Source organism: Dyadobacter fermentans DSM 18053, from assembly GCF_000023125.1.
GTDB lineage: Bacteria > Bacteroidota > Bacteroidia > Cytophagales > Spirosomataceae > Dyadobacter > Dyadobacter fermentans.
The window spans coordinates 373,660-398,901 of sequence record NC_013037.1; the positions used below are offsets into that span (position 1 = coordinate 373,660).

General features: G+C 54.3%; 20 protein-coding genes. 10 read left to right on the forward strand and 10 right to left on the reverse strand.

Going from position 1 to position 25,242, the window contains the following annotated elements; genetic code table 11:
- Positions 1-11: 11 nt before the first annotated feature.
- From DFER_RS01605 to DFER_RS01615, 3 genes are all read right to left on the reverse strand, one after another.
- Positions 12-1,625 (reverse strand): Na+/H+ antiporter, encoded by a 1,614-nt coding sequence (locus DFER_RS01605; RefSeq protein WP_012779943.1) that lies wholly within the window; start codon positions 1,623-1,625, stop codon positions 12-14.
- Positions 1,626-1,646: 21 nt separating this feature from the next.
- Positions 1,647-2,972 (reverse strand): cytochrome P450, encoded by a 1,326-nt coding sequence (locus tag DFER_RS01610; protein ID WP_012779944.1) that lies wholly within the window; start codon positions 2,970-2,972, stop codon positions 1,647-1,649.
- Between the two features lie 140 nt (positions 2,973-3,112).
- Positions 3,113-3,592, reverse strand: coding sequence for a Dps family protein (locus tag DFER_RS01615; RefSeq protein ID WP_012779945.1), 480 nt, complete (start codon positions 3,590-3,592; stop codon positions 3,113-3,115).
- A gap of 207 nt (positions 3,593-3,799) precedes the next feature.
- On the opposite strand from DFER_RS01615, the gene DFER_RS01620 reads away from it, so the two are divergent.
- Positions 3,800-4,477: a lipid-binding SYLF domain-containing protein gene (locus DFER_RS01620; RefSeq protein WP_012779946.1), complete on the forward strand. Its 678-nt coding sequence runs from the start codon at positions 3,800-3,802 to the stop codon at positions 4,475-4,477.
- A gap of 8 nt (positions 4,478-4,485) precedes the next feature.
- Positions 4,486-4,686 (forward strand): KTSC domain-containing protein, encoded by a 201-nt coding sequence (locus tag DFER_RS01625; RefSeq protein WP_041734635.1) that lies wholly within the window; start codon positions 4,486-4,488, stop codon positions 4,684-4,686.
- 96 nt (positions 4,687-4,782) lie between these two features.
- Here the strand turns inward: DFER_RS01625 and DFER_RS01630 are convergent, their stop codons facing one another.
- The 5 genes from DFER_RS01630 to DFER_RS30415 all read right to left on the reverse strand — a co-directional run bounded on the left by DFER_RS01630 (position 4,783) and on the right by DFER_RS30415 (position 13,046).
- The gene (locus tag DFER_RS01630) at positions 4,783-6,495 is read right to left on the reverse strand and encodes a GMC oxidoreductase (protein WP_012779948.1); all 1,713 of its coding nucleotides are present in this window, start codon (positions 6,493-6,495) and stop codon (positions 4,783-4,785) included.
- 268 nt (positions 6,496-6,763) lie between these two features.
- Complete coding sequence (locus tag DFER_RS01635; RefSeq protein ID WP_012779949.1) at positions 6,764-7,942, reverse strand: esterase; 1,179 nt, start codon at positions 7,940-7,942, stop codon at positions 6,764-6,766.
- A 57-nt stretch (positions 7,943-7,999) separates the two neighbouring features.
- Positions 8,000-9,511 carry a DUF1501 domain-containing protein gene (locus DFER_RS01640; RefSeq protein ID WP_012779950.1) on the reverse strand — a complete coding sequence of 504 codons (1,512 nt, stop codon included), beginning with the start codon at positions 9,509-9,511 and terminating at the stop codon, positions 8,000-8,002.
- A 2-nt stretch (positions 9,512-9,513) separates the two neighbouring features.
- A complete protein-coding gene (locus DFER_RS01645) occupies positions 9,514-12,738 on the reverse strand; it encodes a DUF1553 domain-containing protein (RefSeq protein ID WP_012779951.1) in 3,225 nt (1,074 codons plus the stop codon).
- Between the two features lie 164 nt (positions 12,739-12,902).
- A complete protein-coding gene (locus DFER_RS30415; RefSeq protein ID WP_229206145.1) occupies positions 12,903-13,046 on the reverse strand; it encodes a hypothetical protein in 144 nt (47 codons plus the stop codon).
- A 396-nt stretch (positions 13,047-13,442) separates the two neighbouring features.
- Between DFER_RS30415 and ypfJ the strand changes: the two genes are divergently transcribed.
- Complete coding sequence (gene ypfJ / locus DFER_RS01655) at positions 13,443-14,288, forward strand: KPN_02809 family neutral zinc metallopeptidase (RefSeq protein WP_012779953.1); 846 nt, start codon at positions 13,443-13,445, stop codon at positions 14,286-14,288.
- A 49-nt stretch (positions 14,289-14,337) separates the two neighbouring features.
- Here ypfJ and DFER_RS01660 read toward each other — a convergent pair whose 3' ends face one another.
- Positions 14,338-14,568 (reverse strand): DUF4287 domain-containing protein, encoded by a 231-nt coding sequence (locus tag DFER_RS01660; RefSeq protein WP_012779954.1) that lies wholly within the window; start codon positions 14,566-14,568, stop codon positions 14,338-14,340.
- A gap of 128 nt (positions 14,569-14,696) precedes the next feature.
- On the opposite strand from DFER_RS01660, the gene DFER_RS01665 reads away from it, so the two are divergent.
- The 7 genes from DFER_RS01665 to DFER_RS01695 all read left to right on the forward strand — a co-directional run bounded on the left by DFER_RS01665 (position 14,697) and on the right by DFER_RS01695 (position 24,435).
- Positions 14,697-15,077 (forward strand): response regulator, encoded by a 381-nt coding sequence (locus DFER_RS01665; protein WP_012779955.1) that lies wholly within the window; start codon positions 14,697-14,699, stop codon positions 15,075-15,077.
- 53 nt (positions 15,078-15,130) lie between these two features.
- Entirely contained in the window at positions 15,131-16,837 is a 1,707-nt protein-coding gene (locus tag DFER_RS30005) for a PAS domain-containing sensor histidine kinase (RefSeq protein WP_012779956.1), read from the forward strand.
- 98 nt (positions 16,838-16,935) lie between these two features.
- Positions 16,936-20,199 carry a SusC/RagA family TonB-linked outer membrane protein gene (locus DFER_RS01675; RefSeq protein WP_012779957.1) on the forward strand — a complete coding sequence of 1,088 codons (3,264 nt, stop codon included), beginning with the start codon at positions 16,936-16,938 and terminating at the stop codon, positions 20,197-20,199.
- A 23-nt stretch (positions 20,200-20,222) separates the two neighbouring features.
- A complete protein-coding gene (locus DFER_RS01680) occupies positions 20,223-21,665 on the forward strand; it encodes a SusD/RagB family nutrient-binding outer membrane lipoprotein (protein WP_012779958.1) in 1,443 nt (480 codons plus the stop codon).
- Positions 21,666-21,784: 119 nt separating this feature from the next.
- Positions 21,785-22,045, forward strand: a complete 261-nt coding sequence (locus tag DFER_RS01685; RefSeq protein ID WP_229206146.1) for a hypothetical protein — start codon at positions 21,785-21,787, stop codon at positions 22,043-22,045.
- Between the two features lie 21 nt (positions 22,046-22,066).
- Positions 22,067-23,326, forward strand: a complete 1,260-nt coding sequence (locus DFER_RS01690) for a ComEC/Rec2 family competence protein (protein ID WP_012779960.1) — start codon at positions 22,067-22,069, stop codon at positions 23,324-23,326.
- 272 nt (positions 23,327-23,598) lie between these two features.
- Positions 23,599-24,435: a DUF6268 family outer membrane beta-barrel protein gene (locus tag DFER_RS01695; RefSeq protein ID WP_229206147.1), complete on the forward strand. Its 837-nt coding sequence runs from the start codon at positions 23,599-23,601 to the stop codon at positions 24,433-24,435.
- Positions 24,436-24,455: 20 nt separating this feature from the next.
- Here the strand turns inward: DFER_RS01695 and DFER_RS01700 are convergent, their stop codons facing one another.
- A complete protein-coding gene (locus DFER_RS01700; protein WP_012779962.1) occupies positions 24,456-25,214 on the reverse strand; it encodes a DeoR/GlpR family DNA-binding transcription regulator in 759 nt (252 codons plus the stop codon).
- Positions 25,215-25,242: the final 28 nt, after the last annotated feature.

Genomic DNA, 25,242 nt, shown 5'->3' on the forward strand with positions numbered 1-25,242 from the left:
TCCACGGCGGCTCATTCAATATGCAAAAACTGCTGCCTCACCTTTTCCTCTTCCAGATCCAGCTGGGCGAGGTGTTGGCGGATGATTTCTTCTTCGTAGGTTTCTTTTTTGTTGAATTGATGCAGGATGTGGCGTTTGTGGTCGAGGAGTTCCTTGTTGATTTCCTGGAAACGGGTGATGTACGCGTGGCCGGCTTCTTCCACTTCCGATTGTTCGACGTGGTCAAGGAAGCCGATGTCGCTTTCGAGCTTGAATTTCAGGCTTTGCAGTAGTTCGTTGTCATTCACTTCATGCGCAAATTTTGTATTGATCAAATCCAGGGATGCTTTGGCGAGCTTCCGGCGGATGATCACGTCCTGCTCCTGGGCCGATACCGAGTAGTCTCTTTCTTCCACTTTCAGCAAGCGGACCAGGGGAGGGAGGGTAAGTCCTTGGAAAACAAGCGTTACCAATATCACCACAAAGGTGATGAACAGAATCATGTTGCGCTGCGGAAACGGCTGGCCGTTTTCAAGCAATAGCGGAATGGATAGCGCCGATGCCAGCGAAACAACCCCGCGCATGCCTGCCCAGCCGAAAATGAGCGGCATGCGCAGGCCGGGGCTACTGTCGGCGGTGGTGATGAACCGGCTGATGAATACCGTGAAAAACGAGGCTCCCACAGTGCTCGCAATGCGGGTCAGGATTACTACCGCGGAGATAATCAGTCCGTATTTGATCGCTTCGCCCATGGAGGCTTCGCCGAGGCCCTGCACGATCACCGGCAGTTCGAGGCCGATGAGCATGAACACAATCCCGTTCAATACGAACCCAACCGTTGACCAGACATTAATGCCCTGGATGCGGCTCAAATGGCTGAGTATGCTATGTTGGTTGCGGGAAAGGAACAGTCCGCCGGTGACGACGGCGATCACGCCCGAATAATGGAATTCTTCCGCGGTAATGTACATCGCATACGGTGCCACAAAGGTCAAAATGGTGTCGATACTCGGCGTGGTGGGCAGCCAGCGCAGGATGGCGTAGAATATCAGCGCAATGCCCAGGCCGACGGTGAACCCCATGACGATCACGAAAAAGAAGCTGCCGATCGCGTCGGTGAGTACAAACTGGCCCGATGCCACGGCCGCCAGCGCGAACCGAAAGACGACCAGGGACGATGCGTCGTTCAGCAAGCTTTCGCCTTCGGCAATGGTAATGACGCGTTTGGGGACCTTTACATTCTGCAAAATGGAAGTTGTGGCCACGGCGTCGGGCGGAGAAATGATGCCACCCAGCAGGAAGCCCAGCGCAAGCGTGAACCCGGGCACGACCGCCTGCGATACGTAAGCGATCACGCAAGAGGTGAATATCACGATAATGAATGCAAACGAGCCGATCACGCGCCGCCATTTCCAGAAATCTTTCCAGGATGTCTGCCAGGCGGCTTCGTAGAGCAGCGGAGGCAGGAATATCAGGAATATCAGCTGCGGATCTATTTCCACCGATGGCAGGCCCGGCACGAGGCTCAATGCAAGCCCGCCCAGCACGAGCACGATCGGGTAGGCAATTTTGATTCTTTGGGCCAGCATCACCAGCAGCATGATGGCCATCACCAGCGAGAGATAGAGGATAATAGATTCGTGCATGGGAGCTCGTTCGGTATCGGCTTATCGGATGTTTAGTTTAATTCCATTCGTGGATTTTAGTACAATCTGCGGGTGCATTCCCACGCTGTAACCGGGCTCGCGCACAAAATCGAAGCGTTTCACGAGCGCTGCCAGCACAAGCTGCATTTCCATTAATGCGAACTGCTGGCCAATGCAGATCCGCGGCCCGGCGCCAAATGGCAGATAATTGAATTTCGCCCGGTTTTTGACGGCTTCCGGCTGAAAACGCTCCGGATCGAATGCCGCAGGATTGTGCCAAAGGTTGGGATTACGGTGCAGTTCGAAGATCGACATGAATACCGAACTGCCCCTCGGCACCGGGTAATCTTCGATCTTCTGATCGACCGTGCTTTCGCGCGTCATCGTCCACGCAGGCGGGTACAGGCGAAGGCCTTCTTCCACAACCTGGCGCGTGTAGGGCATTTGTATGAGCTGTTCGAAGCTTGGGACGGTTTCGAAAATGCTGCTTTCCTGCCGGATGCGCGCCACGATTTCCGGCTGGGCCGAGAGTTCCCAAAGCAGCCAGCTGAGCCCGGTCGCGGACGTTTCATGTCCGGCCGCGAACATGGTGATGGCCTCGTCGCGGATTTGTTCGTCGGTCATTTGTTCGCCTGTTTCTTCGTCGGTGCTGTCGAGCAGGAGTTGGAGCAGGTCGTTGGGCGTTTCGCCGGATAGGCGGCGTTTCCGGATAAAGTCATAGACGAGGCTGTTGAAATAGGCCAGATCTGATTTAAATCGGCGGTCTTCGCCGTTGATGGCCATCAGCGGGAGGCGGTACGGTTTGCGCACCCGCGTGACCAGGTAAGTCTGCGTGCGGCTTACCTGGTTGTAAATCTGCTCTTTATCTTCGGTATTCATATTGCCGAACAGCGTTTTGAGCGCGATGTCGGACGTAATGCCCATCATTTTGGCATCCACATCCACCGGCGCTTTGCCGCGGAACTGCTCCATTTCATCCAGGAATGCGGCAGTGAGCCCGCCCATGGTGACGAACAGTTCCTGCAAACGTTCCCGGTGGAACGCGGGTTGTACCAGTCTTCTTTGTCTTAACCAAAAATCCCCATCACTGATCACCAGCCCGTTGCCGAGCACCGGGCGGAGCATTTTCACAGAATTACCTTTTTTGAAATTCTTGTGATGCTGTTGAAGCACGTGCCGGAAAAACGCCGGGTCGCGGGTGACGATGAACTCCCTGAACAATTTGATTTTGAACGTATCACCGCATTCGTCGAAACCCTGCCGCAGGAACCGCAGCGGATCGCGCGCGAAACGAATCGGGCTCACGAGGGGAACAGAACTGATTTTAAATTCGGGAATGGCTTGCATGGCGGTTCTTTGAAGGGAATCAATGCAAGTAAGCTATTCGGAAGTAATTAGAAGGTGGTAAGGCCAAAAATAATGTTACCGGGCATTAAAAAGGCCGCATTTCAAGGCGAAATGCGGCCGCTCGTGTGCATAGGTTTCGTTTATTTCTTTCCGGCAAACGAGCGCAGCATCCAGGTGTTTTTTTCCTTGAACTGCATGAAACGGTTCACCATGTCGTTGGTACCGTCGTCGCTCGCTTCGTCGGTGGCGGTAAGCAGCTCGCGTTCTAGGCTGATGAGCTTGCTGAAATCGTCGAGAATGGCTTCCACCATGTCCAGGTCTTTCATCCCGATGGTATTGATTTCCTTGATCTCCGATTCGCTGATATAGTCTGCAAAACGGCTGTGCGGCGGCTTGCCGAGTGTGAGCACGCGTTCGGCAATTTCGTCGATCGTTTCCTGCGCATTGGTGTACAATTCCTCAAATTTGGCGTGCAGCGTAAAAAAGTTTTGCCCCTTGATGTTCCAGTGGCATCCCCTGAGTTTTTGGTAATGAATGTGATAGTTGGCAAGGTAGTCATTGAGCAGATCCACAACGGGTTTCACGTCGGTCTCGCTCAGACTGATAGCTTTGGCGTCCATAACAGGTAAGGTTGGAGTTGACATTATTTCATGTAAAACTGTCATCAAAATCGTACCAACTAATCAGAAACTGCGCATTGCTGCGTTAAATGAGGCAGATCGCGCCGCGAGATGCCGAAAGCCGGGCTGCTGTTGTAGAAAAGGGTTTCCGGGCGCAGCAGGCACGATCCTTGAAGCATCATTTTTATACCCACAATCCCAAAAGTTATGTTCCTCAACAAATTGAAATCCATGAAAATGCAAGCCCTCCTGCTCGTAGGACTAGCCATTTCGGCGCCGTCATTCGCGCAGAACAAAGAAGAAGATAAGATCAAAGCCGCTACGGCGGTACTGAGCGATTTCAACGGAATGCAAATCCCTGCCCCGCTGCTCGAAGCCTCGAAAGGCATTATCATCATCCCGCGAATGATCAATGGCGGCCTGATCGTCGGCGGCAAGCACGGCAAAGGGCTCGCGATGATCAAGCGAGAGGATGGCAAATGGAGCGATCCCGTGTTTGTTACCCTCACGGGCGGCAGTGTAGGCGCGCAAATCGGCGTGCAGGCAGTGGATCTGGTGTTGATATTTAAAAGCGATAAGACGCTTATGAATATCGAAAAGGGCGATTACACGCTAGGCGGCGACGTGTCCGTTGCTGCCGGGCCGGTGAGCAAGAACGCCTCCGCCACCACCGACTACAAACTCGAAGCCGAGGTATATTCGTATTCCCGCGCCAAGGGACTTTTCGCAGGTGTAACCGTGAACGGCGCCATGCTGGACGTGGACGTACGCGCCAACACCGGACTTTACGGCAGCAAATCCACCGTTAAATCCATCTTCACAGAGTCCAATATCTCATCCGAGGCCGTAGACAACCTGCGCGAAGCACTGGATGACTTCAACTGACACGCATTATGCCATCCACAGTCGTTGAAAGGATGATCTACAACGAGGAAAAGCAGACATTACGCATCGTATATGTCTCAGGAATGGTGTACGACTACAAAAACGTCCCCTGGGAAGTATACCAAGCCATGAAAACCTCCGGCTCGAAGGGAACGTTTTTGAATAAGCATATTAAGGGGAATTTTGAGTTTGAGAAGGTGAATGATTGAATGATTGAATGATTGAATGATTGAATGATTGAATGATTGAATGATTGAATGATGCCCTATTCAGTCATTCAATCATTCAATCATTTAAAATTCTACCTATATGTTCCCCCTCCGCATCTCGCCAACCGCATAATCCGCTGCCCTCGCCGTGAGCGCCATGTAGGTGAGCGATGGGTTTTGTGTTGCGGTGGAGGTCATGCAGGCGCCGTCGGTGACGAAAACATTCGGGACGTCGTGCATTTGATTCCACTTGTTGAGTACCGATGTTTTGGCGTCTTTGCCCATTCTGGCGCCGCCCATTTCGTGGTTTTCGCTGCCGGGGTTGCGCAGGGTGTCGGCGGTTTTGATGTTTTTAAATCCGGCTTTGTCGAGCATTTCGCTGAGCTCGGTGTAAAAGTCCTTCACCATCTTCATGTCGTTGTCGTCGAACGATACGTTCATTCGGAGCTGCGGAATGCCCCAATCATCTTTCAGGCTATCGTGCAGCGCTACGAAATTGGTTTCTTTCATTAACACTTCACCCATCATTTGCGCGCCGATCGACCAGCCGCTGGTGTCGGGGGCAAAGAGGCTGGCTTTCAGCGATTCGCCGAGGCCTTCATTGGCGTTTCCGGATTTGGAAGCTGAAAACGAAGTTGCATAGCCGCGCAGAAAGTCGGTTTCCTGCTTGAAAACGTTGCGAAAACGGGGGATATAGGCACCGTTCGGTCGGCGTCCGTCGGTCGTGCGGTCGTGGTAACCGTCAAAATCTGCGGTTACGCGGCCGCGGTAGTTGTGGAAGCCGATGAATTTGCCGAGCGTTCCACTGTCGTTTCCCAGGCCATTGGGGAAGCGGTGCGATTTGGAATTAAGTAAAATCAGGTTAGAGTTGATAGCTGATGCGTTAATGAAGATGATTTTGGCATAAAACTCGGTCATCTGCTTCGTTTGCGCATCTACCACGCGCACGCCGGTCGCGCGTTTCTTTTGCTCATCGTAAATCACCGAATGCACCACTGAATGTGGTCTTAACGTGAGATTACCCGTTTTTTCGGCCCACGGCAATGTTGCAGCGTTGGTACTGAAATACCCGCCGAACGGACAGCCGCGCTGACACATGTTGCGGTGCTGGCATTTGGCGCGGCCCTGCTGCGTGTGGATCGGTTGCGGATCGGTAATATGCGCAGCCCGACCGATGATAACCGGGCGCGTTCCCTTGTAGTTCTTGGCCGTTTGGTCGCTGAAATGCTTTTCCACGCAGCTCATTTCGTGCGGCGGCAAAAACTCGCCGTCGGGAAGCTGCGGCAGGCCGTCCTTGTTGCCCGAAATGCCCGCAAACTTCTCTACGTAGCTGTACCACGGCGCGATGTCCTTGTAGCGGATGGGCCAGTCGGTGGCGAAGCCGTCGCGCGCCGGGCCGTCGAAATCGTATTCCGACCATCGCTGCGTTTGCCGCGCCCATAGCAGCGAGCGGCCGCCTACCTGGTAACCGCGCATCCAGCTGAACGGCTGGTCCTGCACATAGGGATGCTCGTAGTCCTTCACGACGAAATGCATGGCATCTTCGCGGAAAATGTAATGCTTGCTTGCCATCGGACTCGCCTCCCGGGCCGCCAGCGGAGGCAGGCCGCGGTGCTCAAATTCCCAGGGCATCATGTTAGTGGTAGGGTAGTCGACGAGATGCTTCACATCGCGTCCCCGTTCGAGAACGAGCGTTTTGAGGCCTTTTTCGGTAAGTTCTTTGGCCGCCCACCCGCCGCTGATCCCCGTCCCGACAACGATCGCGTCAAATGTTTGTGCCTTTATGGCGTCTATGTTGAAATAGCTCATGGGTTAAGGGAATGAGTGAATGGGTGAATGTGTGAATGAGTGAATGAGTGAATGAGTGAATTATGAATGATTGAATGATTGAATGATTGAATGATTGAATGAGCCGCCGTGGAACGGGGAATATTTGAATGACTTAATACATTGTCATTGAGTCAGAAGTAGTCATGTAATTGTCAGTATTGAAAATCAACCCCTGACCTAACAATACCCGTCTTCGTAACCTCCTGACTATTCAATCATTCAATCATTCAATCATTCAGTCATTCAATCATTTAAATAAGTTTGGCAGCAGCTTGTCGTGCAGGAGGAGGCGCCAGGTGCCCCAGTCGTGGGCGCCGTCGCCGCCGATGAAATACTCGTGTTTAACGCCGATTTTATCCAATGCGGCATGCGTGGTGGCGGAACGTTTTCCTACAAAGTCCTGCTCTCCGGTGCCAAGGCCTATGAGGAGGTAACTTACCTTGTCTTTTGTCCTGGCGTCCTGAAAGAATGCGGGGTTCAGTTTTTCAGGTTCGAGGTCACCGGCGCTCAAAATTCCGAATGAACTGAACAGGTCGATCGCATTGAAACCTACGGCCTGAGTGTGCCGGCCGCCCATCGAGAGACCCGCAATCGCACGGCCTTTACGGTCCTTTACTGTGCTGTATTGGGCGTCCACAAACGGGACAATCTGTTTCCGCAGCTCTTCTTCGAACAATTTGTAGGTTTTTTCGAGATGCTTCGGGTCGCTGCGGTGAATGACCTGGTTGTTGGGCATCGCGATGATCATCGGCTTGATTTTGCCTTCTGCAAGCAGGTTGTCCGCGATGAAATTCGCGCGGCCGTCGATTGTCCAGCCGGAGGCCAGCTCGCCGCTGCCGCCAAGCAGGTACAGCACCGGGTATTTCTTTTTGGGGTCGTAGCCAGGCGGCGTGTAAACGAACATTTCGCGTTCGCCATTCAGCACATCGGAATGGTAAATATGCCTCGCAATGCTTCCATGCGGCACATGGCGTGCGTCATAATAGGCAGGCCCGTTCCCGTGCACGACGAGGTTGCTGTACCCGGGCTGATTGGAAGTACCCGTGAGCGTGTTGTTCGGGTCGGCCACGGCTACACCGTCCACGAGGAAGCGGTACACATAAATATTGGGTGTTATTGGTCCCACCGTCAGTGTCCAGAGCCCTTCCTGGTTCTTGGTGAAGGGAATATTTTCTTTACTCTTCAAGGCGAGCAGAACGGGGCCGCCCGTGAGTTCAACTTTTTGTGCATCAGGTGCTTTGAGGCGGAATGTAACCGTGTGGTCGTCGCGCACCTCCGGCGAAATCACATTGCCGCCATACGGCACCAGCTGCTCGGTGTTCTTCTGCGGTGCCCAGTCGAGGTTAACGTTGGCCTGCTGCGCGGCACCGATCATCGGACTTGCCAGCAGGGAGGAAATGATAATGTACTGTTTCAAGGGTTTCATCAAAAATCATATTTCAAAAACAAAGACGATGAAACGCGCGGGATACTCTACCATGCGTCACGCCAGAATGTCTTTCACCAGCTTTCCATGCACGTCTGTGAGACGGAAACGCCTGCCCTGAAACTTGTAGGTGAGCCGCTCGTGGTCCACACCCATCAAATGCAGCAGCGTAGCGTGGAAGTCGTGGACGTGCACCGGGTCTTTCACGATATTGTAGCTGAAATCGTCGGTTTCGCCAAAACTGAATCCCGATTTGACGCCCGCGCCGGCCATCCACATCGTGAAGCACCGCGGATGGTGGTCGCGGCCGTAGTCGGTAGCGCTGAGCTTGCCTTGCGAATACACCGTCCGGCCGAATTCCCCGCCCCAAATCACCAGGGTATCGTCCAGCAACCCGCGGCGTTTCAGGTCCATAATGAGCGCGCCGGTGGCCTGGTCGGTGGCCTTGCATTGCTGCGCGATAGCCTTGGGCAGCCCGCCGTGCTGGTCCCAGCCCTGGTGGTAGAGCTGCACAAACTTGACGTCTTTTTCGAGCAGTTTGCGCGCCAGCAGGCAGTTGGCCGCATAGGTGCCCGGGTCGCGGCTATCGGGGCCGTAGAGTTCGAAAACTTCGTCGGGTTCCGCGGCGGTGTCCATTACTTCGGGCACGGAGGTTTGCATGCGGAAGGCCATTTCGTATTGTGCAATGCGGTTGTTGATCTCCGGGTCGCCGTAAGCGTCGTTTTGCAGCTGGTTGAGTTTCGAAAGATAGTCCAGCATTTCCTTCCGGTCGTGGCCGTCGTAGCCTTCCGGATTGTTCAGGAACAGCACCGGGTCTTTGCCCGAACGGAACTGCACGCCCTGGTGCCGTGATTCGAGAAAGCCGTTTCCCCAAAGCCGGGCATAGAGCGGCTGGTCTTTGGGGGCATTTTTTGAAACCAATACAATGAATGTGGGCAGGTTGTTGTTGTCGGTCCCGAGCCCGTAGCTTACCCATGATCCGATGGACGGCCTGCCCGGAAGCTGGTTGCCGGTTTGGAAAAAGGTAATGGCAGGGTCGTGGTTAATGGCTTCCGAATAAATGGATTTGACAATGCAGAGGTCGTCCACCACTTTGGCGGTGTACGGCAGCAGCTCGCTCACCCAGGTGTTGGTTTTGCCGTGCTGGTTGAAACCGTAAATCGACGGGGCCATAGGCAGCGCGCTCTGGCTCGCGCTCATGCCCGTGAGCCGCTGACCTTTCCGCACCGAATCGGGCAGGTTTTGCCCTGCCATTTTGATCAATCCGGGCTTGTAGTCGAACGTTTCGAACTGCGAAGGCCCGCCTGCCATAAACAAATACACCACGCGCTTGGCCTTGGGCGCGATATGCGGCAATGCTTTCAGGATATCGGCTTCGAGGTCCGAGGCGGTGGCGGCTTGCCGCGTGGCCGATCCGTATAGCTTATCCAGCCCGAAAAGCGAGCCGACGGCCATCGCGCCCAGCCCGAGGGATGTCTGGGTAAGAAAGCGGCGGCGGTCGAGTTTCCGGTGCAGTTCGTTGAATTCGGGCGTATGCAGGCGGAATTCGTCTTCGTGATGGTGCTGCATAATTATCTTTTGGTTAGGCTGGCGTCGGAATTGAGGATGGTACTGGCTACCACGCTGTTGGCGGCCAGCAATGCCGGGTCGAGCGTTTTGTCAGGTATATGCTGACCGGTTTGCAGCCAGCCGGCTGTTTTCTTCGGATTCTTCCTGAATTTCTCTTCCTCCACTTTCCGCAATGCAAGCAGGAGTTCCACCTCTTTACCAGGCGGCTTGCGGCCGGTGAGCTTGCGGTAGGCGGTGGTTACCGACTGCCGCGGGTCGGGAATGCGGGTCATTTGTTCGCCCAGCACGCGCATGGCTTCCACAAATGTCGGGTCGTTCAGCGTCACCAGGGCTTGTAATGGCGTGTTGGTCTTCTGGCGGCGCACCACGCAAAAGCTCCGCGAGGTAGCGTCGAACGTCGCGAGTGTCGGGTTGGGAACGGAGCGCTTGACGATCACATACAGGCTCCGGCGATACACCGCATTGCCCGAGTCGGGGGTGTAGGTGCTGCTGTTAATCGACCATAGTCCTTCCGGTTGGTAGGGTTTTACGCTTGCCCCGCCTATTTTCGGGTTCATTAATCCGCTTGCAATCAATGCATTATCGCGTATCATCTCGGCCGACATCCGGTTGGCAGGCCCGCGTGCGTACAGGCGGTTCTCGGGGTCGCGCTCGTGTACTTCCCGGCTTGTGCGGGAGTCCTGGCGGTACGTGGCAGACATTACGATCAGTTTGTTCAACTTCTTCACATCCCAGCCCGATTCACGGAACGTAACGGCCAGCCAATCGAGCAGTTCGGGGTGGGTGGGAAGCTCGCCCTGGTTGCCGAAATCTTCGGTGGTTTTGACCAGGCCGGTCCCGAAGAAGTTCTGCCAGTAGCGGTTCACAGCCACGCGGGCAGTGAGCGGGTTGTCGGCGTGGGTGAGCCATTGGGCCAGTCCGTACCGGTTTTTCGGTAAGTTTTTAGGGTATTCCAAAATGGCGGCCGGTGTGGCAGGAAACACTTTTTCGCCCAAAGCATCGTAGTTTCCCCGTTCGAGCAAATAGGCTTGCTTAGGCTCCGGCATTTCCTGCATGACCATCAGCTCGCGGACGTGCTCGGTGGAATCGGAAAGCTGCGTGCGCACATCCTGCAATGCAAGCCGCGCCTTCGCCGCCGCCGGATCTACCGCCGACAAATAATAGTTTTTCAAGGCCGCGCTTTCCGCCGCATTCAACTGTGCGGCGTTTTTTGCTGCTATGCCCGCCCACGATGATTTACCGGCCAGTATGCCCGTTTCGAACGGCGTAAGCTCGCGGTTAAATACGACAATATCGTCCACCAAGGCATTTTTTAACCCGAAGCCCCGCCACCAGGCGCCGATCTGTAAGCCGGGTTGGACGCTCGATTTGAACAGAATATCCTTCGTGAGCTGGTCCATCGTCGTCTCCATCGCGGCCTCCTGCCCATTGACGTAAAGCTTCAAACCGGTTGCTTTGGAAGAACCGTCGTAAGTGACGGTCAGCTGCACCCACTGGTCTTTCGGGAGCGGCTGTTTGCTGATTTTCGTGATCGCATCCGACGGAGCGGTGTGCGCCATGTTCAGTTCCAGCCGGTCGTTTTTGAGATACAAATGATACCCGCGGAAATTATACAGGCGCTCGGCCTGGCTCTTGTGCAGGATTACGCCCTCTTTCAATGCTTTCGGAATATGTACGCGGATGCCGACGGTGAACGGTTCCGACTTGCGGAACACGCCGTTCTGGCCGAGGTCCAGGTACACGTCGCCGTCGAGCCGCAGCGCCGTGGCGCCCTGTTCGGTTGCAAATACGGGGTCACCGCCCGGCGAGCCGGCTTCGCGTTTCATGATCCCTGTTTGTTTGGCATTCAACGCATTGCGCAGCGAGCCTTTTTCGAAGGTGTAATGTGCCTGTAAGCCTGCTTTGGGCAGGGGCTCTTTGCCCAGGTATTGATGGCCGCCCGCGTCGATCCATTGTTTGAAACCGCTGTCCGCATTGCGTTGCGTGGCCGCCAGGTTTTGTTCTTCTCTTGTTATTTTGGATTGGATGAATTTCAAAGTCTGCTCCTGGGCGGGCGTGGGCAGGAGCATGGTCGGGGTAGGCAGTGCATCGTCCCAGGAGATTTGTCCGGCTTCTTTCACATTATTGAAGAAGCTGTATAATTCATAATAGTTTTTCTGCGACACCGGGTCGTATTTGTGGTCGTGGCATTTGGCGCAGCCTACCGAAAGCCCCAGGAAAGCGTCGCCGAATGTGTTGGTGCGGTCCACCACATATTCCGTCTGAAATTCCTCCTCTATAATGCCGCCTTCCATGTTTTGCTGGTGGTTGCGGTTGAAGGCGGTCGCAATGCGCATTTCCTTCGTCGGGTTGGGCATGAGGTCGCCGGCGAGCTGCCAGTGGACGAACTGGTCGTAATGCATGTTTTGGTTGAATGCCTGGATCACCCAGTCGCGGTAGGGCGACATGTCCCGCAGCCTGTCGACCGTGTAGCCGTGCGAATCCGCAAAACGGGCGAGATCGAGCCAGTCGATGGCCATTTTCTCACCATAATGCGGCGAAGCGAGCAGCCTGTCGACCTGCTTTTCATAGGCATTGGCCGATTGATCTTTCAAAAATGCATCGGTTTCGGCCAGGGTGGGTGGGAGGCCGGTCAGGTCGAGCGACACGCGCCGCAGCAAAATCTCTTTTTCGGCCTGCGCGGAAGGTTGGAGCTTTTCCTCTTCCAGCTTTTGGAATACAAAATGGTCGATCGGATTGATCGCCCGGTTATCATGTGCTGTTTCGGGGACGCCGGGTTTTTCGGGCTTCACGAATGCCCAATGCGGTTTGTACTCAGCTCCCTCGTCGATCCAACGGATCAGGATCGCTTTTTCCCGCGCCGAAAGGCTCAGGTGCGATTCAGGTGTGGGCATTACGTAATCGGGGTCGGAAGATATGATGCGATGAAAAAACTCGCTATCGGCCAGATCGCCCGGGTCGATCGCCGTCCTTCCAGAGTTCTTGGCAACCTTTTTAAATGCCGTTTCGGCCAGATCCAGGCGCAGGCCTCCTTTTTGCTTGGCTTTATCGGGGCCGTGGCATGCAAAACATTTATCGGAAAGTACGGGTTTTACGTGCTGGTTGTAGTCCAGCTTATCGGGCAGCTCCTTCATTGCAACCTCCACATCCTCGGGCAGTTCGGGGGAACAAGAGAAGAAATGCCCGGCGATTAACGCCCACAGAAAGAAAACTTTAACATTTTTCATACAACCCGTAAAGCCCGCCCCGCTGAAAATATAATTTAATAATTGTTAAAAATAGTACAAAACGGCGGGAAAGCCCGGGTTGCGGGGATAATTGTCCTGAAAATCAGTGGGAAATAGAAGTAGTAGAGGAACGTGGGGAGTTGAGTAATCGCAGCAGTAGGTGGCTACTGCTGCTGTCGCTTTGAGAAAGCGCTCTGGTTGTTGCGGATGGACACGCGAATGTCCTCGATCTGATGGTGGTGGAGCCAGCGCTCGAAGTCCGGCGCATGCTCGGGCTGATAGTGAATAATGATTCCGCTTCTCAGCATCAGGGTAAAAGTGGTGTACGCCTGCAGAAATTTGCAGATCTCGCTGGGCTGATATTCAAAGCCGGCGAAAGAGGAATTGTTTAAAGGCATAGGCTGGATTTAATCAAAGTAACTCAAGGTGCCTAAAATTAGTATATCGTAATTTGGACGAAGAATTTATTGAGCCATGTTTTGGAATTACTTATTTAACGGTTTTAAAAGTTATTGTAAGGACTAAATGCGTTACAGGAAGTACAAAGGAGCGCCGCCAAACGCCATCAATGGAGCGCCGCGAAACCTTTGTAAAATTAAAGCGGTGCTCCCGTTTTCATGCCTGGCATTATTTCTATATTTGAGTGGGACAGGGTCGGAATGCCGGTCCGCAAAAAGTTTTGGTTTAACCTAAAATACATCAATATGCGTTGGCAGGATTTACGCAGAAGCAGTAACGTCGAGGACCGCCGCGGCATGTCGGGCGGAGGCAAAGTGGCACTCGGCGGCATTGGAGTGATCATCGTGGTCGCCATCGGATTGCTGACGGGGCAGGACCCGCAGGAAATTCTTTCCAATATCCAGGGCGCACAAACCGAACAGGCCGAGACGCGTCCTCCGGGCCCGCGGCCCGACGACAAAACGGCAGATTTCGTGTCGGCCGTGCTGGGCAGTACCGAAGACGTATGGACGCAGATTTATGCGCAAAACAATGCCGAATACGAGAAGCCGGTGTTGCAAATGTTCTCCAACGCCACGCAGAGCGCCTGCGGTGGCGCTTCTTCGGCCATGGGCCCGTTCTACTGCCCGGCCGATCAGAAAGTATATATCGATCTCACGTTTTGCGACGAGCTGCGCGACCGGTTTAATGCCCCGGGCGAATTTGCCGTGGCCTATGTAGTGGCGCACGAGGTGGGGCACCATGTGCAGAACCTGATGGGCATTTCCCGGCAGGTGCAGGAACAGCGCGGCCGGCTGAGTGAAGCCGAGTACAACAAGCTTTCGGTAAAACTGGAATTGCAGGCCGATTTCCTCGCCGGTGTATGGGCCAACCACGCCAACCGGATGGAGAATATCCTCGAACCGGGCGATCTGGAAGCCGCCCTGACGGCCGCCAATGCGATCGGCGATGACAAATTGCAGAAAGAATCGCAGGGCTATGTGGTTCCCGATGCATTCACGCACGGCACTTCCGAGCAGCGGATGTACTGGTTTAAGAAGGGTTACGAAACCGGCGACCTGAACCAGGGGCGCTACCAGGACATCCGGTAGCCGCATTCATGGCCGGCAGCGGGTAAGCCGGGAGGAGACGCCCGGTCCGCTACGCGCTGTGTTCGTCCTTGGTACCTTTCAGCAGCGCGTAGATCGCCATGGCATGTCCCTGGCCGAGGTCGAAGTCTGTTTTCAGCCATTGCACGATATCGCCAGCCTTCGTGCTGCCTTTTAATTGCCCTCCGGCGGTGAAGCCTTTTTCTTCGGCGAGTTTCCGGAAATCATCGGGACCTTTGCCGGTTTTAGCGAGAATTGTTTTGAGGTAGCCCTGAAACGACATGTTGTTTTGTGGTTTTGTTTGGATTTTATCCTGAAAATATAGGGTGTATTTGGGGTTGCTGCAAAGATACACTTGATTTAAGAACCATTGTAGTATAATTTGCATACGGATTTTTTTACGCCCGTTTGATGCCCTATCAGAATATCCTTCTCATCGATGACGATGAAGACGATCAGGAGATTTTCCTGACGGCGCTGGAATGTACTTCGAAGCCTGTACACTGTACCGTGGTGGACAGTGCCAAGAAGGCATTAAACCAGATTGTGAAGGGAGAGCTGGAAGCCGATCTGATTTTCCTCGACCTTAATATGCCGTTGATGAATGGGCAGCAGTTTTTGGCAGAAATAAAAAAAGACGAAAATCTCCGCAAAATTCCGGTCGTGATCCTGTCCACTTCATCCAATTCTGCCACGGTAGAGCAGGTAAAGCAATTGGGCGCGCGCCACTTTTTTACCAAACCGGGCCGTTTCGAGGACCTGGTCGCAATTCTCAACAAGATCCTGGCGTAACAGTACCCCGCTGGCGCGATTATAGTGTTGGTTTCGTATATTCATGAACTCATATGGATTTACGTAGCCCCGCAAACGATCAGTTTTTTCATTTCATTCAGGGTGGCGGCGAAATGGGTGCCCTGACGAGGGCTTTCGATTGGTCGGCCACGGCAATCGGGCCGCCGGAGCAATGGCAGCAAAGCCTGCGTACTACACTCGGCATCGTGCTGAACTCCGCATTTCCGATGTTCCTCTTCTGGGGCGATGAGCTCATCTGCTTTTATAATGACGCATTCAGGCCCAGCCTCGGTGCCGAAGGCAAACATCCCGCGCTGGGCAAACGCGGCAGGGAAGTGTGGCCTGAAATCTGGGATTTTATCGGGCCATTGCTCGGCCGGGTGATGAGCAGCGGAGAGCCCGTCTGGTTTGAGGACCAGCTCGTGCCGTTTTTCAGGAATGGCAGGGTGGAGGATATTTACTGGACGTTCAGTTACAGCCCGGTTTACGACGATTCGGGGAAGATCAACGGGGTGTTCGTTACCTGCACCGAAACCACGCAGAAAGTGCTCATGTACAACCGCCTGCACGACTCCGAGCGGCGCTTTCAAAACCTCGTTACGGACGCAACGGTGGGGATAATCGTACTCATGGGCACGGACATGGTCGTGGAGATTGTCAACGATGCCTACGGCCAGGTGATCGACCGCTCCCGCGAGGAACTGCTTGATAAGCCTTTTTTTTCGGTGGTACCGGAAACCGAGCCGCATTTCCGGAACATCGTCGAGGGGGTAATGCGGACCGGAGAACCGCTCTACCTGTACGATCATCCCTATTTTGTATATGTTAATGGAGAGAAAAAAGAAGGTTATCTGAACCTGGTGTATCAGCCTTACCGTGGCGACGATGGCCGCATTCAGGGGGTGATGGTTCTTTGCCAGGAGGTCACGGAACTGGTGCTCGCCAAATTACGCACCGAACAGACCGTGACCGACCGCACACGGGAGCTCGCTACCGCCAACCGCCATTTGCAGCGCTCGAATGCCGAGCTGGCGCAGTTTGCCTACATCGCTTCGCACGACCTTCAGGAGCCCATCCGGAAGGTCGCGACATTTGCCCAGCTGCTTGAAGGCGCATTGGGCGAGACGACCGAGCGCCAGCGGAATTACCTTGATAAGATCAAAAATGCCTCTGCGCGGATGATGCTATTGATCCGCGATGTGCTCACATTTTCGCAGCTGTCACGGGATACCGACCTGGTGCGGGAAACCGATCTGGGCGTGGTGCTGGACAATGTTGTGGACGATCTCGAACTGCTGATCGACCAGAAGCACGCAACCGTGAGTTACGAGAACCTTCCGGTGGTGGAGGCCGTTCCGCTGCAAATGTCTCAGCTGTTTGGGAACCTCATTTCCAATGCCTTGAAATTCACCAGGGCCGATCGCGACCCGGTCATCCGCATTACGGCAAAACTGCTCGACAGGCAAGAGTTACGTTCGTACCCGATGCTCGATACCCGTTGCGCCTATCACCATTTGCAGGTGAGCGACAATGGTATTGGATTCGACCAGAGCTACGCCGAGCAGATATTCGAGATTTTCCAGCGACTGCACGGGAAAAAGGACTTCGAAGGGACGGGCATTGGGCTGGCCATGTGCAAGAAGATCCTGCAAAACCATCACGGCCTTATTTTCGCCACTTCGGGAGAAGGAGAGGGCGCCACTTTCCATATGCTCATCCCTGAAAATCAGTCTTGTTTCGCGGATTCGTCGATACTTTAACCCAAGTGGTCGATTTCCTGCGCGCATTAAAAGTAAACGCCAGTATACGTATTTTGATTTCGCCTTTAAAGAATATTTAATCTTTAAATTCTACCAATATGGCGCAATCGATACGAAGTTGTTTGTTGGCACTGCTGTGCGTGCTGTTATGTTCGTACCATGCAGCTGCCCAGGACAGGCGTGTGAAAGGGAAAGTGGTTGACGAATCCAATGCCGGGATCCCGGGCGTGAGCGTGCTCATGAAGGGCAGCACCAACGGCACAAACACCGATGTGGACGGCAATTTCAGCATTGCGCTCCCGGCGGGGAGCCAGGTGCTCACGGTGTCGTCCATCGGGCACGTTACGCAGGATGTGAACGTGTCGGCGGCGGCGACGGAAGTGACTGTGAAGCTCAAAGCCGATGTGAAAAGCCTCGGCGAAGTGGTGGTAACGGCGCTGGGCGTGCAGCGCAGCACGCGCAATGTGGGCTACGCAATCCAGCAGATCGACGGCGGCGGCATTCAGGAAGCCCGCGAGGTGAACTACATCAACTCATTGCAGGGCAAGCTGGCGGGCGTACAGATCGGCGGCAACAGCGGTTCGATGGGCGGCTCGTCGAGGGTCACGATCCGCGGTTTGAAATCCATTTCCGGAAACAATAATGCATTGTTTATCGTCGACGGCGTGCCTATGGCCAATATGAACATGAATTCATACGGCGTAACGGGCGGACAAGGCACCGGCGGCGGCGGGTACGACTACGGCAACCCGGCGCAGCTGCTCAATCCGAACGACGTGGAGAACATTTCGGTGCTGAAAGGCGCTGCCGCGACGGCGCTTTACGGCAGCCGCGGCCAGAATGGGGTCATTTACATTACAACCAAAACCGGCAAGGGCTCGGGCAAGCTCTCGCTGAACTATGACCTGAACATCCAGGCCGACCAGGTGTCGCTGTTGCCCAAATTCCAGAACCTCTATGGTGGCGGCGGGAGTTCGAATTTCACGAAGCTGTATGTCGATGCCAACCCGACGGGCTTTTTGCCCGGAGGCGGTACTTACGATGACGGCGACGGCAAAGGCCGCTACGACCTCATTCCCGATTACGGTACCGACGAATCGTGGGGGCCGAAGATGGAGGGCCAGCTGGTGCGGCATTACTGGTCGTGGGACCAGGACCGGAACAACCCGAATTTCGGTAAAACCGCTCCTTGGAGCCCTCAGCCTGATAATGCGAAGCAGTTTTTCAAAACCGGGGTAACGTTTTCAAACAACCTCTCGGTGGCCAGCAGCGGCGACAATGGCTCGATCCGCTTCTCGGTCGGACAAACGAAGCAAAACTTCATTTACCCGGGCAGCAGCCTGAGCCGGTTCTTTATCAGCCTCAATTCGGTGTATAAGTTCACCGAGAAATTTACTTTCAGCGGCGGTATCAACTATATCAACGACCATTCGAAAGGCAGGCCGGGAACGGGCTTTTTCGGCAACAACCCGATGCTGTTTTACGTGATGTTCGGCCAGCGGCAGATCGACGATGCCTATTTGCGCAATTACAAATACGCCGACGGCACCGAGCAATCATGGAACCGGACAGCCTGGAATATCCAAAAGCCGGCATTTACCCAAAACCCTTATTGGAACCAGTACGAAAACTATAATACCGACCAGAATAACCGCTATTTCGGTAATGCGGGCCTGACCTACAAGCTTACCGACTGGCTCTCCGCCGACCTTCGCGTGTTCTCCGATTATCTCAACCATTTGGACGAGGTAAGAGGCGCCAAAGGTTTCTTTGTAGGCTCCTATGCACGGCGCGTGGTGGTGAACAACGAAAACAACTACCAGGGAACTCTGAACATCAACAAAGAATTCGCCGACTCTAAACTGACGCTCGAAGCGGTGGCCGGGGGGAACATATTGCGGATTAAATCGAACATCGACGCCGGCAATACGAATGGCGGCCTGCAAAATCCGATGGTGTATGTGCTGCAAAACTCGGTAACGCCCGCGACGGTTTCCAATGCTTACGGCAACAAGCAGATCAATTCCGTTTTCGGGTCGGTTACTTTGGGGTACAACAAGTTTTTGTACCTGACAGCGACTGGCCGTAACGACTGGGCATCCACCCTGAAACAAACCGGCAACTATTCCTATTTCTATCCGTCGGTAGCGGGGTCGTTTATCTTTTCGGACCTGATTACCGATGCCAAATGGCTCACACTCGGGAAAGCGCGCTTGTCGTATGCGCGGGTGGGCAACGATGCGGACCCGTATTCGGTTTCGCGGTATTACGATTACGTAGCGCCATTTGACACCTATCCGCTGCAAAGCACTTCGGACAAGCTGTTCAACAGCCGCCTTAAACCGGAATTGTCTTCGGAAACGGAAGCGGGGGTGGATTTCAAGTTTTTCAACGACCGTCTGGGTGCCAATTTTACCTATTATAACCGCAAAACAAGAAACCAGATCTGGAATGTGCAAATCCCATCCGAAAGCGGTTTCACAACCAAGGTGGTGAATGGCGGGACGGTTCAAAATAAGGGTATCGAGCTTACATTATCGGCCACGCCGGTGATGACCACCAATTTCAGCTGGCGCGTGGGCCTCAATTTCTCCAAAAACAAAAACATCGTCCTTGACCTGAACAGCACTAACGACAATATCCAGGGCATCGAAAGGTTCATCATCGGTACCGAACGCCGGACGAACAAAGTGTCGATGGTTGCGCAGAAAGGAATGTCGCTCGGCACCATGCTTGGGACGGATTATGTGTACGACGCCAATGGCAACAAAACCGTGGCCGACAACGGGACTTATAATGTAACCCCCACACCGGTGATCATCGGCGATGCCAATCCGGATTTCATAGGGGGCTTGTCGAATATGCTGAGTTACAAGAATTTTTATCTGTCGGCACTTGTGGATTTTCAAAAGGGCGGTGATTTCTTTTCCTATACCAATTTGTACGGAAATAAATCGGGCATGCTGAAAGAAACCGCTGAAAACGGAATCCGTGAAAACGGCGTGGTGAACCCGGGTGTGAAGGCGGATGGCCTGCCGAACGACATTGTGGTACCGGCGCGGACGCATTTCAATGCAGATGGCGGTAACCGCATCAGCAAAGCCAACCTGTACGACGGCAGCTTCATTTACCTCCGCGAGGTGCGGCTGGGCTGGTACCTGCCCGATGGCTGGGCGAAGAAGATCCGCATGCAGGCTTTGCGGGTAACACTTACCGGACGGAACCTCTGGCTTATCAAAAGCAATGCACCGAACGTCGATCCGGCCAATATTACCAATTCCATCAGCAACCAGATCGGCTTCGAGGGCGGTGCATTGCCGCCGACCCGCAGCTATGGCGTGAACCTGAATGTTACTTTCTGATCCGGTCTTAAAAATTGATTGATATGAAAAACAAAATATGGCTACTGGCCGCTGTCCTCTTGACTTTCACGGGATGCGACAATTTCGAATCGCTGAACACCGACCCGGCGCGGTCGAGCGAGACGCAACCTGAATTCCTGCTTTCCAATGCCGAAAAACGTGCCAGCGACCTTATGTACGACTCCTATTTCAACGGGCGGATCGGGATGGAGCTTTCGCAATACTGGATGGGCACCGACAAGACGTCCGACGGCCGGTTCCTGTTCACCAACGACGGCCTGTGGGCCGGCCTGTACGCCGGGCCTTTGATGGACCTGAAAGAAATCGGCAACTATTACGATCGCCATCCCGCCGAAAGAAGTGCCCACACCCTGGCGGTGGCCGAAATACTGAAAGCCTGGATATTCCACGTGCTCACCGACGTGTACACCGACATTCCGTATAGTCAGGCATTGCAGGGCGAGGACATTCCCCAGCCAGTGTTCGACCAGGGCAGGGAGGTGTACGCGGCGCTGCTGGGTTCGCTCAAAACGCAGGTGGAAGTGCTGTCGGGAACTACTTCCGGGGTGATCCGCGGGGATATTCTGGCCAAAGGCGATGTGCAGCAATGGATCAGGATCGCGAATGCGCTCCGGATGCGGATTGCATTACGTATGGTGGACGCCGCGCCTGCGGAGGCGAAGGCAATTATTGAAGAGGCTGCCAAAAATACCCTGGCGAGCACGGCGCAGGATGTGTTTTTCCCTTACAATGTAGCCACTACCACCAACAGGTTTCCTTATAATGACGTGGAACGGCCGCTCGTGGAGTTCGCGGTAACTTCCACGCTGGTCGATTATCTCCAGTCCGTGAACGATCCGCGCCTGCCGGTGTTCGCCCGTCCGGACGAAACGAATGGGAAGTATGTGGGCAAAGTATACGGCACCGAGGCGAATCTGCCGACGATGATCGGCCTGTCCAAGCCCGGCGTGATTGCGTACAGCGGGTCGGCGAAAGGTTATGTGATTACCTACGCCGAGGTGGCATTCATGAAAGCCGAGGCGGCAGCGCGTGGGATGAATGTCGGAACCGACACGCCGGAGGCGCTTTACAATGAGGCAGTGCGGGCGTCGATGACGCAGTGGGGCATTGCCGATGCGAAGGCCGTGGACGACTATCTCAAACGCGTTCCGTACAAGGCAGGAACGTGGAAAAACGTCATCGGGACGCAGAAATGGATCGCTTTGTACATGCAGGGCCTGCAATCGTGGCTGGAACGCCTCCGCCTCGATCCCAAAAAGCCGGACGGCACGGTACTGTTTATTCCCCCGGCGTCGGGTAGTCTCGATCCGGACGTTACCGATGTGCCCAAACGGTTGAAATACCCCAGCAACACCCGCGCCGCCAATGCGCAGAACAGTGCCGACGCTGCCAAGCGGATAGGCGGTGATACCCAGGCGGTAAAGAACTGGTGGGACGTGGAGTAAATTAAGATATTGTTAAAAGCATCCTGTATCTTGATTCGGCTCCTTACCTTTGGCGCCGAATTAAGTTTGGATGTGAGATGACGCACGAAAAAATATTTGTTTTAGAAACCGGAAGAGCCGTGAAAGTAAAAGTAGAGGGCGTACTCGCCGACGACCTCTCGAAAGTGATCATCCAGGTGGATGTGATGATTAAAGACCCTAAGGAAGAGGATTTCAGGCCGCCGATCGGCCCCACGCACCCGAAATACTGGAAGCTGAAAAGCCTGGAACCGGAAAAGGCGGGTTTGTTGCAGATCGAATACAGCGGCGTGTACCAGAAACAAATCAGGAAGACAATCCGGGAGTTTGATAAATTGCATGCATTGGAAGTTCAGGACTAAACCTTCCCATTGTTTTTAACTATGAAATACACCACTATCGCAAAAATTTGCCTCGCTGCATTGTGCCTGGGCCTGACTGTCCCGGGTGCAAATGCGCAGGAGGCCGGTAAGCCGCTAGCCGCATGGCAGGAGGGCTTTCTCGACATTCACCACATCAATACCGGTATGGGTAACGCCACGTTCCTCATCCTGCCGGACGGCACCACGCTCCTGGTGGATGCCGGCGCGCTCGATCCTACCGAGGCGCGCACGCAGAGCCCGCGCAACACGAAAGCCATGCCCAATGCCAGCCGGCAGCCCGGCGAGTGGATCGCGAGGTATATCAGAAAGGTTGCGCCTGCGCCCGTGGTGGATTATGCACTCATTACGCATTTTCACGACGACCACATGGGAACGCCCACGTCGGTTTCGAAAAAATCGGAGCAGGGCAAATATGCGCTGACAGGCATTACGGAAGTGGCCGAATTTGTGCCTGTCAAAAAGGTAATCGACCGCGGTTGGCCGCAGTACGACTATCCGCGGCCGACCCGGGACAGCATGGTACAGAATTACCGTGCGTTCCTGGCATGGCAGATAAAGAACAAAGGCCTGCGTGTAGAGGCGAGCGTTCCGGGCCGTAACGACCAGATCGTGCTCCTGCACAATGCCGCGAGGTACAAAGACCTGTTTGAGGTCCGCAATATCTCCGCCAATGGCGAAATATGGACTGGCGTGGGCAACGTTACGCGCAAGCATTTTCCGGAACTCAAAGACCTCCGGCCTGACCAGTTTCCGACGGAAAACATGTGCAGCATCGCCACACGGATCAGCTACGGCAAATTCGACTATTTCACCGGCGGCGATACGCCCGGCGTGCTGCAACCCGGCGTGCCGCTCTGGCACGATGTAGAAACACCGGTAGCAAAGGCCGTGGGCCCGGTGGACGCCCATATTCTGGATCACCACGGCAACCGCGATTCGCAAAATGATTTTCTGCTGGCCGCACTCAGGCCACGCGTGCTGGTGGTGCCCGTCTGGTCGTCGGACCATCCCGGCCATGATGTGCTCGACCGCATTTATTCCCAGCGCATTTACCCTGGCGAGCGCGACGTGTTCGCGACGAGCATGCTGGAATCAAACAAGCTGGTGATTGGTGAAATGCTCAACCGCCTGAAAAGCGACCAGGGCCATGTGGTAATACGCGTCGCCAACGGCGGGGCAAGCTACCAAGTATTTGTCCTCGACGACCGCGACGAGCAAATGAAGGTGAAATCCGTGCACGGGCCTTACGAATCGCGCTGAAATGGAGAGGGTTATGGTTAAATACTTCGCTTAAACGCACGCGGCGACCGATCGGATCATAGCAGTCGCGCAGGCCTGTTGTACCTGTCCGGAACTTAATGAATACGCTGCTGCGTTACCGCCTCATAACGTATAGGTTAGTGCAGGTTAGATTGATTTCAACCATTTACAGGCGAAGTATGCAATTCCGGAAGCCAGAGGCGTTGGCAGTTTTCTTATCCTTATGGGGTATGTCCATGATTTGTTGTGCCCAAAAGCCCGGTTTGCCCGGTATGGAGCCTTCAAAATGGATCACTTTCCGGACCACACATGCACCGGGAAAGGTTTACCGATTCGCCAATAGCGGCGCGAAGACATTTACCAACGAGGAAATGTACGTCCGCGCGTGGTTGCCCGTGCTCCACAAAAAGAATTTCGCCATTGTGCTCGGCCCGAACTACCGGATGGAGCAGCTCGAATTCAAGGGCAGCGGCGAAAATCCGGCGAAGAAGTTCGAGGGGTGGAACCTGCGCACATTTGGCCTCGACCTCAATTCGTTTGTGAAACTCGATAGCACATCGTGGCTCGTGCTGACCTCGCATATCAACAAGACGGGCAATTTCGCGATGCTGTCGGCAAAGGAAATACCGCTTAACTACACCGTTTCGGCTTCTTACCTCAAACGGCTGGCGCCGAATAAGGAAATTGGGGCGGGTATTATTGTCAATAAAAGTTTCAGGCTAACCGTCCTCCCCGTTTTCCTCTTTAACTACAATCTTTCCGAAAGAGAAGGCATCGAGATCATGCTGCCGCGGAAGATCGCCTGGCGGCATAATCTTTCACCTAATGACCTGCTGTATTTCAAAGCGGAGGCCGTTACCAGGACGTATTATCTCAACCGTGTGGCTGAGGGAACACCCGATGTTTGCCGGCGTATCGATGTCGATATGGGCATTTCTTACAATCGCCGGTTCGGGCATTTCGGCGGGGTGGAGGTTTTTGGGGGTTATCGAAAAAACCTGTCGAACAAAATGGTGCACGATGCCATTCCTGTGCGGACGTCGGGACTTGCGGCTACGGTCGAGTTCTACATTCAGCCGCCGTCGTTCAGGGGAAAAGGGCGGAAGTGAGCGGCCCGGCAGCCTGCTGATCAACTGGTGATTTCAATCTTCAATCCGGCCTTGCGGAGCATTTCCAGCTGCTGCGTGTCACCAGCTGCATCCGTGATGAGCGTTTGAATGGCCGGTAATCCGGCGAATTTTACATAACTGTCCTTACCGATTTTTGTGGCGTCGCACAGCAGGACCACTTGTCCCGCATTGCGGATGAACGCGGTGGTAATGGTCGATTCGTGCTCGCTGTGCGCGGTGAGGCCGTTTTCCGCAGAAAGGCCGTCTACGCCGATGAATGCCTTGTGCGCGTGGTAGCCGTTGATATGCTGAACAGCCCGGTCGCCGTGAACCGCTTTTCGGGCCTTGTTCAGTTCCCCGCCGATCAGGTTGATCTGGATCGAAGGCACGTCGATCAGTTCCGCAAGAATGGGTAATGAGTTGGTAATGACACGGATGCTCTTTTTCTTCAAATAATGACACATCCTGAACACCGTACTGCCGCAGTCGAGAAAGATCGTGTCGCCGTCCTGCACATAGGAGGCTGCTCTTTCGGCAATCAGCTCTTTGGCGGGGTTATTGACACCCGACTTCTCTGAAAATCCCGTCAGTACCGGGTTCTCGATTTTCATCGCGCCCCCGTGTGTGCGCACGAGCAGTCCTTCTTCGGCAATATCGCCCAGGTCGCGGCGGATCGTTGCTGGTGAGGCTTCAAGGATTTCCGAGAGTTCAAATACGCTGAGGCTTTCCGCCCGTTCCAGGGCAGCCAGTATCTTCTTTTTCCGTTCCTGGAAATTCATAGTTGATTAATTTTGATCAAAAATAATC